The organism is Bradyrhizobium sp. USDA 3311, assembly GCF_054062495.1.
Genome location: NZ_JBSSFI010000001.1, coordinates 9,405,528 through 9,421,068 on the forward strand (window position 1 = coordinate 9,405,528; position 15,541 = coordinate 9,421,068).

The window sequence follows — 15,541 nt, forward strand, 5'->3', positions numbered from 1 at the left end:
TCACTTTTGTTTGTCGGGGTTGACACTGTGCCCGCGATTAAAGAACGGACGACTAGCCAAGGGAATGCCTTCGCCTGACACCTGCAGCTAACCGGTGCTTCCTTCGCTCTGTTGCATCCGGAGGTCGATGACCTCGACGTCTCCTCTTCCGTCCCCCGCCAGCGCAGCGCCCGCGTGGTCGGCGAACAGGCGGTGATACTTGTTGACGAGACCTTCTTGTCCTCTCCAACCGCCGTCCCGCTGCTTGTCGGCGAGGGGCCGGTCGATGAGCGCGTACTTCTTCGAAACGTCAGTGGGGGCTATCGCCAACTGGCGAAGTCGATCATCCGGTTCGATGTGCATCGCATCGACGATGACCGATCGACCGTTGCCGAGGACCTTCGCGCTGCGCATGCGAACTTCGTGGAATATCTCGGACTGCGCACCCGGCACTTCGCCGTCCGGACTCCGTTCCTTTCTGATTTCGTCTGAAGAGATCACCTCGATCCCCTGCGCGGCCGACCAGGTGGACTTCCCGGCTCCGGAAGGACCGACCGTGAGCGTCATGCTCTGTCCGCAGCGCGGCCAGTTCCAGCCCGGGATGTCGAAGTCGACGTCGCCGATCGTCGCCTCGTAGAAGTCGGATAAGCGTGAAACGACCTCCGGATCGATTAAGTCGAAGTGAGCGACCTTATTGCGTATCCAACCCGCTTGGCTCAGCAGACTGGCTTCGTTGGGACTGAGCAGGTCCTTCGTGAACTCCTTCAAGTCGTAGAACTCTAGTTTCCGGAAGTCTTCGATGGTCTTTACGTGATCGTGGATCTTCCTGATATAGGGCTTTGCGGGAGAGACCTTCCTGGCAAGTACGTGCTGGTACCTCGAGATGAGGGACCTCAGGATCCGCTGAGTGAACGGCAGCAGAATGCTCGCCTGAGCGCTCCAGACGCGTCGCCGAATGTGATCTGCGTATCCATGTTGCACGGCCGCCGCCGCATGCGCAGCCGGTTCGTCGTCCCAATAGTCGACCAGGCCGTTTTCCCAACAAGGGAAAGGATACCTATTCTTTGCCGCGATCCGCTCGAGCAGCGGAAACGGCGAGATCTGATCCGCCGCGTCCCATTTCACCATTTCTTCCAGCATCTCGCGCGACCATGCCGCGACCTCGATCGCCGCCGCATGCCCGACGCGCGAGGTCAGGCCCTGCGCGGGGCGGGCGCCGATCGCGGCAGCGTAGCTCGCACTGTCGTACCGATCGCAGATGCCGAGGGTCGAGATGAGGTTTGCGGGGCCGCATAGCGCCGACCGGTCGTCCCTGTTGAGTTCCGTCGGCAACAGGACGATTATGACCGGTCCGACCACGGTCTCCTCCGCTGGTTCAGCCATGAGTTGGCGCAGAAACAGGCTCCAGCGACGCAGTTGGGTGCGGTCGAGACCGTCGACGACGAGCACCCTGTCGACGAGTCGCGGATGGACGGCGAAGTCGGCCACAGCACCGATTTCGACAGCCGAGACGTCGAGGAAACCGGCCAGCAGGTGGGCGATCGGTTGAGATTGATCCTCGGCCGTCAAATTGATTGACACGCTGTCGAGCGAAAGCTCGGTCCGGAGCCTACGTTCGATCGCTGCCGTCAACCCGGAGATCCTGGGAGACGGCGTCGAAATGCACACGACCCGCTCCTTTCGGGAGACCGCGAGCGCGATCTTGCCGAGAACACTCGACGGCCCGGCCTGCGACCACCACAAGACTTCGCGTTCCATGGCCTCACTCCGATCGCAGCAGAGCGGCGTGGACCAGCGGGTTCAGGTCGACCTTGTGAAGGCCGCGATTGCCCGACTGATCCGGCGAGAACGAGATGATCCCGAGTACGTCGCAATAGACCGCCAGAACGCTTGGGGCGATCTTCCGACCATCGCTCGTGCAAAGGTGCTGAAAATCCCTGTAGGTGATCACCGACCCATCTGCGTACTGGGCGAGTTCGCGGAAGAACGAGATGAGTTCGGTCGGGATGCCCAATCGATCGTACAGTCCCGGTGCCGCCAGCAGCGTCTGCTTGTCAGCATCGATCAATGCGGATGCCTGGCCAGGATGGTCGGATATGGCTTTGAGCAAGGGGCCGACCGTCTCCGACCAACCACCGGTGGCCTGGAGGATGCGATCCACCAGATCGCCGGATAGCTGAAGAGACTCCAAACGTGATCCGAGATACGAGCGCGTCACTGGACGTAGCTTGGCGAGCTTGATCTGCGGCTGGATGCGCTTCAGCACGGCGGTGTCCTGGGACCAGGCGGACGCGTGGACCGGATCGCCGATGAACACGATCCTCACCTCGCCCTTCCGCACGCGTCCGAGTCGCTCCGCTTCGAGGATCCAGTCGGAACGCCATTGCGTTTTCGAAGACACCACGAGCACGCGAGGCCGACCGGAACGCGAGGGGCGCTTTGCGTCATCGAAGAGGACCTTCTTGCTTTCGTAGGTGCGCGGCTCGACCTCGACCAGGGCGTCTCTTGTCCGCTCGGCATCCATTAGAGCGGCTTCGACGTACCGTACGCCGGCGCACTCGGTGCCGAAGACCACACCGATGCCGTGAGCGCGCGTCGGCATGGGCGAGCCGTCGGGCTTCACCCCCGCAGCGGGCGCGAACGGCGAAAGGAGGTCGGCCTCCTGACCGTTCGTCAAAGGCGACAGATGACCGCTGCTGTCGACCGTGGAAAGCGGCTTCGCGAGAATTCGCCGGTTGTTTTTCGGATCGAAAACTCGATCCGGACGCCGCTTGGTGCGGTACTGCTCGAGCTTTCTCGTCAGATCGGCTTCATCGTAAGCCATCAACTCGAGCAGGCTGCGCGATCGTAGGGCGAAACCACCCGAATACGTATGCCGGGCGATCCCGAACCCCTCCATTTCTTCGAGCAGGTATTCGATCTCGACCGGCTCGCTTCCGCGAGGAAACGCTGCGGGCCAGTATTCGGTCGCGCGCTCGGCCACTTCGGCCGGGGTCATGCCTTCGGCGGACATACCGGATCCGTGGTCTACCACCTCGCGTGCAGCCAGGATGTAAGTGAGGAGTTCGTAGCGGCCCTCGATAGAGTTGATCGTCTTCTCAAAGGTCGCGAACAACTTGCCCCGGACGTCCGCGGAGTCGAGCGCCTGCTCCACCAGGGTGGTCGAAATCAGGTCTGGCAGACGGTTCGTCTGTTCGACGCGACCGTGAATGATCCTGAGCAGTTGCTCACAGAAGACTTGGATGAGAACCGGATAGTAGTTCGTGAAGCTCAGGATGCGCCATGCGTCCTCCCGCTTCTCGAACTCGAAGCCCATAGCTGCAAGCGGGCCACGGACCAGGAATTCCGCGTCGTCAACGTCTTCGTCCAGCAGCGGCCCGATCTTCAGTGGATTGTTGGAGATGTGAACGAGCGGAGAGTTATCCGTACGCGCAGCGCGCGAGACGTTGTGTAAGCCTGCCAAAACAAACTTGAAACGGTTTCCGGTGTCGGCCATCAGGCGAAGCAGGGCGCGGATGCAGCGGAAATTGGTCTCGCTTTCGGAGCGAACGAAGTTATCTGCCTCGTCTATCAGCAGGAGCAGTCGACGCCGTTCGTCCTGGTCGAGCCAGGTCGTAATCGTGGCGATAAACTCGTCCTCGCTCCTGACAGGCGCGGAGAAGATCGAAATGCGGCGGGACATCTGTTCGAACGCATTCGACGCGTCCACCACGGAGTCCACGTCGACGTACGCGAAGATTGCGTTCGCGGGCGGAGTGGCGTGAATCTGCCGCAATAGTGCGGTCTTGCCGAGCCGCCGGCCACCGAAGACGATATGGGAGCCGAAGGAGTGCTCGATGGCGCTCCTCTCCCACGAGCGGCCTTTGAACATCTCCGGCGGAACGGCCGAGCGATTGTAGTCCCGGTAGGGATCGGCACCGGAGTAGCCTTGCGCGATCTCTAGAACGGCCCTTCGATGGTCCGACTTGTCCGCGAGCGCAACTGTGACGAGAGCCTCGTCGACGACCAGCATCGATTTCCTGCGCTTGAACAGTTCCAGTCGCAGATTCTTGCGCCGCTCCTGGTTCAGCACGCCCAGATAGATCAGAAGAACACCGCGGGGCGCAGCGCCTTCTGCCAAGTCCAGCAAAGCCGGCTGCGGCGTGGTCGAGGTAGCCACGCAGATCCGCCAGGACCCCTGCGTGAGGCTGCCGAACTCCGGGAGCAGCAGAGACTTGGAATCCACCGACGGCAACTTGACCTTCGCGTCGAACACGTAGACCTGCTGCTTAACCTTGGTAAGCACTTCGTCGGGGTCGAGCTTCGTCACTTCGAAGAGTAACTGCGAAACGACGGTTTGGAGCGTATCCCTCATCTGCGAACCGGAGGCCGCCTTGATATGGCGCTTCAGCGCAGGCAACAGGCTTCGGGCGATGTTCGCCGCCTGCTGTCTCTGTTCGGCTTCCAGATGGCTGTAATCGAGCGGACCGTACGAACGGCCTTCGTCCATGGCTCGTGCCGCCTGAAGCACGTCGACCGCCGACAGTTGCTGCATCGGGAGCAACCTGTTGAATTCGGCCAGACGCACGTTGAGGGTGCCGCTCGGTAGATTCTGGCGGCGCGGCGCCCCGGTCCGCAGCATGTTCAGCCAGTCGGCCAGAGTGGTGAACTCTCGCCGCTCCAGCAGATTGCGGAGCTCGACGGCTGTCTGCTGGTCAAGTTTGTTTCCTTGGTCGAGGACGGCTATCCGGACCGCGAAGTCCGCGGCCGTCTTGTCGAATTCCCGCTGCGCTTCGACCTCGACTTCCCGTATTCTGGCGAACGCCGAATTGAAGTCCTCGACGCGGTCACCTGCCATGGCCTCAGGCAGGAAGGAAGGCGACAATTCGGCCGGCAAATTGTTCGGATTGACCGTCGACAGCGCCTCCTTCAGTCGGGCCGACTGATCCAGCGAGCCGACCGCCATACGGCGCATACGTTCGATCATGCGCTCGGCTGCCGCCAACCGCGACTTGACTTGGCTCTTCTTTGTTTCGCGGTCGGCGTCCAGCTTGCCTCGCAAGGCTTCCGTGGTCGCTTCTCTCACGCCGAACCAATGCGCGATGTTCACAAGCATGTATGCGGGCACAAAAGCGGACTCCCCCCGCCGTGCTTCGAACGCGCTCGCGATCGCCGCTCCGGGATCGCTGCCCTTCAGCGGGATCTTCGCGTTCATGATTTCCTGCAGGACCCGCTCTTCGTTGTACGGAGAAGGCGTCCAGCCGCCGGTCCAGGTCATGTTCGGGAGCCAGAGCAGCGGCGTGTGGAGTCCGACAGCCAGAGGCGGAACATTGCGGTCCGAAGATGAGTGTCCCTTCAGCGTGTCCCGGACGGAGCGCAGGATGTCGAGGGAGTGCGAGCCTGCCGCGGCTGTCAAGTGTGGAGCGTCCGCGCGCGGCCTCGCCAGCGCTGCATCGATCTCCGCAAGCGCCGTATCGCGAAGCCGTTTGACCGTATCCAGCCGCTGCGCGGACTTGCGGAGGGTAGCCAACCCTTCGAGCGCCCTCACCAGGTCGGCACACTGCTGACCGACCCGGGAGAGCGCTGCGAAAATCCGCTCCCGCGCCTGCAGATCGATCTCCTGGCTCGAGCCGTCCGTGTCGATGGTCTCGATGAGCCGCAGGATCTCCTCTCGATTGCGGAGTTGTTCCGAGACCTCGCGAGCGACGTCATGGCTCGTGTCAGTCAAGTTCGACAGGAGACGACCCAGCGGGCCTTTCGGCTGCAGCAGTGCAGCCTTGATCCGCTCGCCATACTGGAAGCGGAACTTGGTCGATCGCAATCCGGCCACCGTATCCTTTATCGAGGCGACGGCGTCGCTGACGAACGAACTTTCGCGCGTGTGGGCTTCGACAGCCATGAGGTTCGCCGCCGTTAGCGGGAAGTTGAAACGTCGATTCTCATCTACGATCGTGTAGGCGCCGCGCAGGTGTTCGAACGGCTTCAACGAAGTGATCGCCTCGACCAGCGGCACGGCAGATCCGTCGTCCGGACGGAAGAGTGCCGCAGGGATCGCGCCGGCGAGCAACATCGTCAGTCGCGCGATCGACCGATCGTCGTCGAGGCCGGCGAGAGATTGCGCAATCGTCAGAGCCTCGCTTCTGGCAGAGGTCAGGTACTGGACGTCCTGGCCGGAAAGCCCCATGGCACGACCGTCGGCGGCGGCAAGCCGAATCTCATCCTCCGTATAGATTTCCGGAGACGGGGGCAGGACCGATCTCGCGCAGCGCCGAAGATGGTACGCCAGGCCGAATTCGCCTGCGGCGAAGAGGGCGTCCAAACGCGCCACAATCTCCTTCAGCAGCGGATCTTCCGCGACTTCCTCCGTTACATCGATCGCAACCGCCGGTGCCGGCGATGCTGCCGGCAACTCGTCGACGACGTTCACATCGAGCATTCCTGCGTCGCCGAGGTCTTCCATGGCTCCCGGCGCTGCGACTTCTGCCGGCTGCAGCAGGACCGGGGCCGGGGCGGCAGGCGGTTCTTCGGCAACAGGAGCAATCTCGATAGCCTCTACGACCGGTTCTTCGCCCGAAATCGTCGGCAACGAAGTCTCGGCATCGGTCCCGTCCGGGAAGACATCGATGGCCGCGCCGACGTACTCGAGCACGCGCTGCAACGCCCGCTCCCTATCCTCGTCGATGGCGACGGCCTGAGCCCGAGCGACCTTCAGGGGAAGCGTCGCTTCGAGGCGGTTGATCTCCTCCGCCCCCGCGTCGGCTTCCGCCATCGCCGCATCGGCATGAACGCGGAGGGCGTCGGCCGCAGCTAGTTCGGACTCGCTCGCCTCCTTCGGCAATCGGAAGAGCCGCGAAAGAAGATGGGGAGCGGTCAACGACTCGCCGAGTAGCGAGTTCAGGGCATCGGCTGCCTTGGCCGTCAGACGTTGAAGGTTCTGGTGCAGCTCGACGGTCGACACTTTCACGGGCGCCAGACGCGCCGCCCTTCCTCTCAGGTCTTCCAAGACGGACAAGCTTGTCTTGATGGCGTCGATGCTGTCGCCGGCGCCCCGCGGTCCGATGGAGGAAACTGCGCCCGTCAATGCCACCAGCCTGTCGCATTCCGAGCGCCAAGCATCTTCAATCGCTGAGAGATCGTCGACGGGCTCGCGGGATGCCGCGGCTTCGTGCGCGACCGGCATTTCCCCCTCGGGCACGGCCGCGGAGCCTGCCGGTTCGATCGCTTCCGCGGTTGGAGGCGCTTCGACCTGCACCTGCTTCATCGCCTGGGGGATCACGACCTCTTCCATGATCTCCCCGATGGTCCGGTCCGGACCAAACTGTCGGAAGGGACCGAACACGGCCCGCAGATATTTGGCCAGCTCGGCCCAATCGCCTCCTTCCGCCTCCAGCTTCTCCAGTCCGTTCGTCGCCGTCGAGCATCTGGCGCCCCACGCGTCGTGCCCCGGCAAACCGAGGGCCTCGGCGAGTTGGGGGTCCTTTTCGCATCCGTTCTGGACACAGTGCAGAATGCGCAGAAAGGGCACTCCACTCACGCCCTTCGGGACGGCCCCCACCTTCCGCACCCGTTTCCAGGCGTCGCTGTTCTTCAAGATGATCTGGTTCATCGGCAACCCGCGACCGTTGTCGTCCGGAAAGAACTGGTGCTGGAAGACGATTGCGAACGCGGGATACCTCAACGCCTCCTCGTAGAGGCGAGGCATGTCGTCGACGGTGGGACGTTCCTCTGGCCAGGGATAGCCGGTCGTCTTGCGTATCCACTCGCGATCCTGGTGCATGAGCCGCGTGTCTCGGGGCACCATGTGAATCGCCTTCGAAAGAAACTCTTCGGTCGCGAACGCCGGCAACGGCGCCGACCGGCTGCGCAGCAACGTGACCAGATCCTCCAATCCCATAGGGGCTTGGTCCGGCTTAGGGCTTTCCGCGGCGGGCATTGATTTGGGCGCTTCGAGCATAGTTGGTGCCTTAATTGACGTGTCCGCGACCGGCGCGAAGGCGGGCGGCTGGGCTTTCGGAAGACGCAAGATCGTGGGCGGGGCTTGCGCGCGGACCGGTGGTTTCGACTCGACGGGGTCTTCAGGCTCCTGTTCGAAGTCCGGAAGCTCGTCCTCGTCGACGTCGACAGTGCCTTCGAACCAGCGCCGCGTTTCGGCGTAGCCGATCACGTCGGCCGAGACGTCGACCGTTTCGTCCTCGTCCCGACGATCGTCGCCGTCCTCGACCGGATCCGGTTCAGGCTCGTCCTCGACGGCGCCGGTACCGTATCGATCCATGTAGTCGGTGATCTTCGACTTGAACGAAAGCGGAGCCGGCAAGAAGGTGCCGTCGCCGGTGTGGGCGTAACCGTTGCGAAGACCCGCGACCAAGGCCGCGATGGCGTCTTCGTCTCCCGTCTGCGACGGCAGCACCGTCACTTCGAGTGTGACGGGAATTCTCGAAGGCACGTCCCACGGCTTGACCTGCGCCGGCCGCATCAGGATCTTCTTCCCGACGGGCGAGTTCGCGGGAGTCGGTGCCCCGACCTTCTGGAATCCGGACTTGCTGCGGTAGACGGACTGGCCCCGAGCTCCGCGATTGCGCACGTCGAAGCCGTGAGCAGTCAGATAGTGGCGCGCCCGCGCGTTGCCTTCGGGCAGACTTTCGATCAACCGCTCCGCGGCCGTGGCGTAGACTTCCTCGATCGGATCGCTGGCGACCGGCAAACCCTCGCGCGTGACAGGCGTCCACTTTCTTTCGGTCAGGACGGAAAGCCGCCCGGCGGCCCCTTCTCTGACGCGAACGAAGCGCAGTCCCTTCCACGTCGACGGAGGCGAGGCGGCGACGTCCTCGAGATAGATGTCCGAGGAGATGTTCTCGTCGGAAAGCCAGGACCACAGAGACCGGGCGGAGCTGGAATCCACGAGCACCAACGCGTTAGGATCTGCGGCTGCGACCTCGTCCACCACCCGGCGCACGAAGGCCAGAAAATTCGAGCGCCGCTCGGGCTGCTTGTCTCCGAGAGAGGTGATGCCGGAAGCAGCGACAGCGACCAGCGTCTTCGAAAGCGCTTCGAACTTCCCCGTATCCATCGTGCCATTGCGCAGAAATCCGAGCCTCCCGGATATCCGGCCCGTGGCGACGTCGGTCTTCATCGCGACCGCGATCGTCGCTCCCTCGGGGCGACCGGTCCGGGAGCCGGCCTGCGACACGATCGAAATGCCGACGATCGTGCGCGGCCGAGGAGCATCGACGAACGCGGCTTCGACGATGGGCGCCGGGACCGGTCCGAGCCCCGCGTGACCGAACAGCAGATCGTAGAGGGCTGCCTGGATGCGGTGCATGTATTCGGCGGCATGGCCAGCCGCCGGCGGAAGCAGATACTGAACGTTGCTGCCGGCGACCGTAGTGAGCGTGTTCCGGCCAACGCTCTTGTTAACCTCGTCTTCGTCCTTCCCGTCGTATTTGAGCGCCGCCTGAACGATGACGGGAGCCCCAGGAAACTCGGTGCGAATCCGCTCGGCGAGCGGCAGCCACGCCTCCCTGCGGGCGGCGGCCCTCCTGAGCCTGCTATTCCTGACGTCGCCGTCCAGTTGCTGGCGGGTGCCGTGCACCCCGTCCGGCATCGCGTGGCGCACGACGTTCACCCGATCTCCGAAGATCAACGAGACGACGGAAGCGAAGAGGCGTCCCTCCTCCTCGCGCCGGCAAACGAACATCAGATCGATCGGGACGTCATTGCCGAAGGCCTTGTCGAGCCGCTCCCGGTTCGCCAGCACCAGCGGTTCAAGAGGTACCGTCTTAGCGGGAGCTTCGCGGCCCCGCCTCTTCTTCTCTGGAGCGCCGAACAATTCCTGGACGCGCGCCGGCACATCCTGCTCTTCCACTCGCCCGAAATGATGGTTGATCAGGTTGTGCAGGGTCGCCTGATCATGAGATTCATTCGGCCGCTTGATCTTCGCGTTAACTTCCCTGAGCCGAGGCTCCTCAAATCCGAAGGCGCCGATCCGCTCCTGAACCTTCCGGAAGAGATCGACCTGGTCCTGCAGCGTCACGCCCGGAGCGATCTTCGGTTCTGGCCTATAGCCGTACCGGAATGGCACTCCGACGAAAAGGTCGGGCGCGCGCCCGCGCGATGCGACCAACGACGTCAGATCCTCGACGAAGGATTCTCCGGACTCGCGGCTTGCTTCGTATACGATGGCGTTTAGCTGGGTCTTCGGCAGCCCCTGCTCCAATCTGACCGAGAAGGTCACCGCCCGAGCCGGCGAATTCCTGGCGAGTACGCGGACCGAAATCCGCCGCCGTCCATATAACCGGTTGGCTGGCGGAAATTCGCGGCACCAGATGCGCTTCGCCGCCTTGACGACCAGAAAAGGCAGGCGCGACGACGGGCGTGTCTCGACGCTGACGATGGCCACCATCGAGAACAGGTCGTCGCCGCCCGGCAAGGCCGACGGCCACGTCTCGAAGGCGATCGAATTTCCATACTCGCGATCCAGAACTCGGTGGACAGGCCCCCGCCCCTCGAAGAGCTCGACGCCTTCGAGGCTCGAGGCCACCATCGCGAGCAGGATGTCGGCGTATTGTCGGAAATCGGATCGCAGAGCATCCGGAACGTTCGCCGGCTCCGGCACCGGAGGCGAGGGAAGTCTGGCGAAAAGCTCGCGACGCCGCCCCTTCTCTTCAAGGGCATCGATGTCACAGCAGTCCGTGCCGAGATTTTCCGCCCAGGGCCGAAGCGTCAGTTGGACCCAGGCCGCCACGGAACGGTGCGCCGCGGCTTCGATCTCGGTCGCGTCGCCGGTGGCGGCGAACAGCGCGGCCTCGTCGGTCCGCGAAAACCTGCTGTCGAGAAGCACCAGTCCGCCGATCCGCGCCTGCAACGCAGCCCTCAGGTCGGAGTACGGAATCTCCTTCCCCTCGGCCTTCTTCGTTTCGACGGCCTTGCGCGCGATGCGCTTGAGTAGATCCCTCGTAGTCGAGGTCCAACCGAAGCGCAGCGGCGGCACGGGCGAATTTGTCGACGGAGGCAGTCCGCGCCAGACGAACGCGCTCTCGAGGATGCTCTGGTCCCCGTAGGATCGGACGAAAAGCCTCTCTTCGTCGGTCATTCGGGATCCATTTCCGGAAAGATCACGTTGGCGCAGCTCCGCAGCGGGTGCAGGAACGGCTCGTAGAGAAGCCGATAGATCTCGCGTTCGACCGGGTCGGCGGAGGAAAGGAGCTCCTGCAGAACGTCGCGCATCGCGACGATCATGCTGGAGCGTTGGCTGTCCCGCCGGTTCTGCGTCGAATTCATCGCGAAAGATGCGTCGACGAAGAAGACCCGCGCCTTGCAGCCGTTGCGCATGGCGCGACCGATCGTCTGCAGCAGATCGACCATACCGTCGGCGACGAACGGACGGATCATGGGTCCCAGCCGGCTCATCTGTTGAGGCCGGCGCAGCAGCCGCCGCAGCGAGTCGAGCGCGTCGTCGCGGGCGCTTCGCCATTCCCGGGCCAGCCGCGGGATATCGGCGCCGGGAGGAATGGCTCTCTGGTCGAACTGCAAGGCCAATTGACCGGCCAAGCCGCCGGTGAACGCGAGGCTGTCGGCGGTCGGGTGGGGTCGGACGAAAAACGCGACCGAACCCAAGACCGCGTCGCGCACGCGATCACCGTCAGGGAATACGATGTTCACGCCGCGACCGATGGCCTTCATCGGAAAGATGATGGCGTCCCAGTCGTCGCGCGTGCCGAGCATCTCGACCTGGCTGGCGGAGACCCATTCCGCACGCTCCTGCAGCGGTATCTTGGCGATGTCTGACGTCACGCCGATGACGCGTTGGGCCGACGGCGACGTCCGCTTCAGGTGCGCCTTCATGAAGCGCACCTGCTCGTAGGAATTCACCACGATGCCGGTCCGGCGGCCCGGATCGAACTGGTCTTCCCGCAACTGCCGCACGTAGGGATCCGCTCCGCCGAACCACTGATCGGTAAGAAGCTGCAGAGCGTGATTGCGATCGCGCTCGGTGCCGGCGCCGCTGACCCTTACGAACTCGCCCGGGCGGTCCGGGTCGCGGACGGGCCTGAAGGCGTAGACGCTATCGCGCCAGGCTTCGCGCTCACCTTCGCGGCGCAGAACGTAGTTCGGGCGGACCGACACGTGATAGCTCGGACTTGGCTTCAGGTAGCTGGTCGCCGACGCCAGCAGCACGGCCGGGCCCTTGATGTCGTCCTCAGTCAGCATCTCCGAAAGGTGGTACAGCAGAAGCCGGGGCACGCCTGCGAAGGACAGGTACTGCAGCGCGAGTTTGCGCTTGCCGCGCTCATCGGTTTCGTACGAGAAGCGGATGCCCGACAGCCGCCCGATCAACGATTCCGGCAGGTGGCGGCGCATATCGAGCGAGATGCCCTGCCCGAACACGCGCTCAGTATGCACGCCTTCGGCGATCATCGCATACTGCGCAGGCACCAGCGCGAGGAACTGCAGCACGACCGTCGTGACTTCGACGAGGAAGCGAAACAGGATGCGCGCCTCCTGCGGATCCAACTCCGCGCGTGGCGGCAGGATTCCGAAGAATGCCTCCTGCATCTGGTCGTAATACTCGGCGAACCTCTCGACCAGGCGGGCATTGAGCAGCGCGAAGAGCGCGTCGCGGAAGCGCGTGGCCGCCGCAACCAGCGCCGCATGTTCGACGCCGAGATCCCTCGCGACGCGTTCGAGATCGAGATCCGAAAGCTCGTCCTCGCCGTCGCCTCCGACGCCCGACGTCAGGACGGAGCGGACCAACTGCTCGAAAAGGCGCCGGATCAGGTCGAACCTAGCGCTGCCGTGTTCCTCCTCGTCGACCTCGGAGTCGAGGTACATGCTGGCGAGGATCGAATTGCCGGTGACGAAGGCATCCTTGTAACGCGAGAGGACCCCACCTTCCTCGACCATGCGCTCGAGCAGGTGCGCCCGCAGCCCGCGATTGAGGCGCATGAACCTGTTGGAGGCCAGCGTGTAGTTCTCGATCGAATTCGACACCGCGAAGCCGCGGCCCGATGCGACCGGATCGAAGACGTCGTCTAGCAGGATGGATTCGTAGGAGTCGGACGACCCGAAGAGATCGAGCTCGGCGAAGCCCTTCTGGTCCAGCGCGGCTTGTGCGCCGTCGACCTCGTCGATAATGACGAGGTCGCTGGTGCGGGCGAGCATCTCGAACTCCCGCATCCGCTCCGAATGGAAGTGCGGCGATGCTACGACTTCGGTCGAGATCACGTGCCCGATGTGGACGAGTGCCGTGGCGTCGGCGAGCCGTCGAGATGAACGCTGCCGTCCGCAGGCGACGGCGAGCGGACACAGTCGATTTCCTTCTTTGCCCTCCTTCCCGTCCTTGTTGACCGCAGCCTGGCGCAGCGACCTGCAAGGCGGGCGATCATGCGGGAAGTCGAACCCGGGCGGAGGCACCGACACGAAACCGGCCAGAGCACAGCGTGTCCCTAGCAGTTCCGCACCCGGCGCCGTCTGGCCGAAACCGGCGCTGTCGAGCGTTGCGATGCGCTCCGCCAGCCGTGTGGCATGACGTCTGCGCGCATCGGGCGACTGGCCGACGAGCAGCGCCGTCGGCACCGAATATCGTGTGAGGTCCGCATCAAGCGCGAGCGCGAACTCGATCGACGGAACGAGCAGCGTGACGCGCCTGCCCTCCCGCGCCAGGAGCACGACCAGGAGGAAGATCAAGGTCGACTTGCCGGCGCCTGGAAGGCCGATCATATGGCTGACGTTGTCTAGTTCGATCCGGTCCGTCGGCGCGAGCCCCGCCCCTTGCGCTGAAAGCACCGAAAAGACGGCTTCCCCCTGTTCCGACCTCAAACGCGTGAAGAAATTGCGCGGCACCCGCGTCGGATCGCGCGCATCCTCCTCGTCGAGCTCTCTGGCTACGGCCTCCAGCTCGGCGATCGTTACACTGATCGGCGCGCGTTGCCGCATTACCGGAGCGGTCGCGGGCGGAGGTGGCAGCGTCGCGATCTCGCGCGTGTCGCAGATGACGTCCGGACCGGTGTCCCCGTCGACGCGGAAGCGGAAACGGCGGTTGTGATCGGCAGACGGCATCTTTTGGACGTCGTGAGGCAGCACGCCCAACAAGGAAGCGAGCATGCCGGCGCGACGCGCATCGTCCCGCCGGACGCGCTCACGGAGGGCAAAGCCGGTACCTGGATCGGTCGAGATCTCGAACGGCGGCTCGACGTAATCGTCCGCGGACGAGTGATCTTCCTCCCAGGCACGGGCCTCCGTCACCGCTTCCTGGAGGTGCGCTTCGGATTCGATATTGACGCCAAGAAGACGAAGGTTGCGCAGCGCGATGCGCGCCTCCGCCAAGGCGGGATGGGTGACGATCGAGCGATACCCCGAAAACAGGGCTGGCGCGCCGGCAAGCGACCGCAGGCCGAGGATGTCGTGCATCACGCAGGCCATCCACTGGGCGCGCAGCGCCGGTCTGAAGCCGTCAGGAGCGACCCTCATCCGAGAATCCTCGCGGCGATTTCGCTAACCTTTCCGAACACGACACTGGTCGAGCCTCGGTAGGCGTAGCGCAGATCCTCGAGATAGCCCGGCCGGCGGTTCACGATGGCGTCCGGGATGGCGACGTAACGTTCGTCGAAGGTCGTCAGGCCGCCGAGCCGCTCGGACAAAGTGTCGCCGAGAAGCCGGGGGCAGGCGTAGCTCTTCACATCGATGCCGAGCTCGCTCGTCCGGCCGACGTCGGCGGCATCGTCGCGGGGATAGAGCTGCACGTCCACACCGCCCCTGCGGAGCTCGTCGTACAAGCGGATCTCCGCTAGGCCGGGCCCGACCCAATAGGCCAGGATGTCGTCCTTGAAGACGCGCCAGCCGGCAACGTCTTCGACGATCTGCCCCGCCGTCGACGATGGCGCTTCCTCCCGGCAGGGTCCGATCTTGCATCGGCCATCCGGAAAGCGGTTCGTGTCGCGGTGAGGATAGAGAAGACCGCCGCAGTTGCCGCAGATTGCGAACGAGCCGTTGCGCCGCAACGCGCCGAGCGGAATGTCGACCGACCACTGGCGCATGACCTCGTCGGCGGCGACGATGCCCTCATCTTCGAGGAAGCCGGACAGCTCCCGGCGCTCGTACACCGGCCTGCGGACGATCCGCTCGCGCAGCACGGAATAGATTTGAAGCCGGCTCTGACTCCGGACCCGCTGCACGATTTCGCGAAGCTGAAGATGATGAACGCCTTCCAGAATGCCGTCCGCCCCGCCTTTGCTGGCCAGCGCACGGCATTCCTCGGTGGGGGCTACGGGTTCAGCGGTGAGGAGCTTTGCCTCGGCGAAACGGAACGGAGCGCAGAACTGCGGAATGCCCCACTCGCCCACGGGCAGGCGGCGGGCGATGTCCGAAAGAGAATGGATGCTATCCCCGAGATCTTCGGCGCCTGCTTTGACGCACAGCCTCGACAGCATGCGCATGCCGTCCCCCATGGTCTGGGGCAGCGAATAGGGATCGACGATCTCGCCGGCCCTGACACTCTGATGCAGATCGATGAATCCCCGGCTCAGTACGCGGAGTGCGATCTCGACGTCTTCCTCCGAATCTGTTTCTGTTTGATTACTCATCATTC

The 15,541-nt window shown here is 63.9% G+C and carries 4 protein-coding genes; all 4 read right to left on the bottom strand.

Annotated elements, in window-relative coordinates:
- Positions 1-87 precede the first annotated feature (87 nt).
- From ACVWW6_RS44675 to ACVWW6_RS44690, 4 genes are read right to left on the bottom strand one after another with little or no spacing between them, the layout of a single operon-like run.
- A complete protein-coding gene (locus ACVWW6_RS44675; protein WP_456683042.1) occupies positions 88-1,737 on the bottom strand; it encodes an AAA family ATPase in 1,650 nt (549 codons plus the stop codon).
- 4 nt (positions 1,738-1,741) lie between these two features.
- The gene (locus ACVWW6_RS44680; RefSeq protein WP_456683043.1) at positions 1,742-11,047 is read right to left on the bottom strand and encodes an RNaseH domain-containing protein; all 9,306 of its coding nucleotides are present in this window, start codon (positions 11,045-11,047) and stop codon (positions 1,742-1,744) included.
- The gene (locus ACVWW6_RS44685; protein ID WP_456683044.1) at positions 11,044-14,424 is read right to left on the bottom strand and encodes a hypothetical protein; all 3,381 of its coding nucleotides are present in this window, start codon (positions 14,422-14,424) and stop codon (positions 11,044-11,046) included. The genes ACVWW6_RS44680 and ACVWW6_RS44685 overlap by 4 nt, the downstream gene beginning before the upstream one ends.
- Positions 14,421-15,536, bottom strand: coding sequence for a restriction endonuclease-related protein (locus tag ACVWW6_RS44690; protein WP_456683045.1), 1,116 nt, complete (start codon positions 15,534-15,536; stop codon positions 14,421-14,423). Before ACVWW6_RS44690 ends, ACVWW6_RS44685 begins: the two co-directional genes overlap by 4 nt.
- Positions 15,537-15,541: the final 5 nt, after the last annotated feature.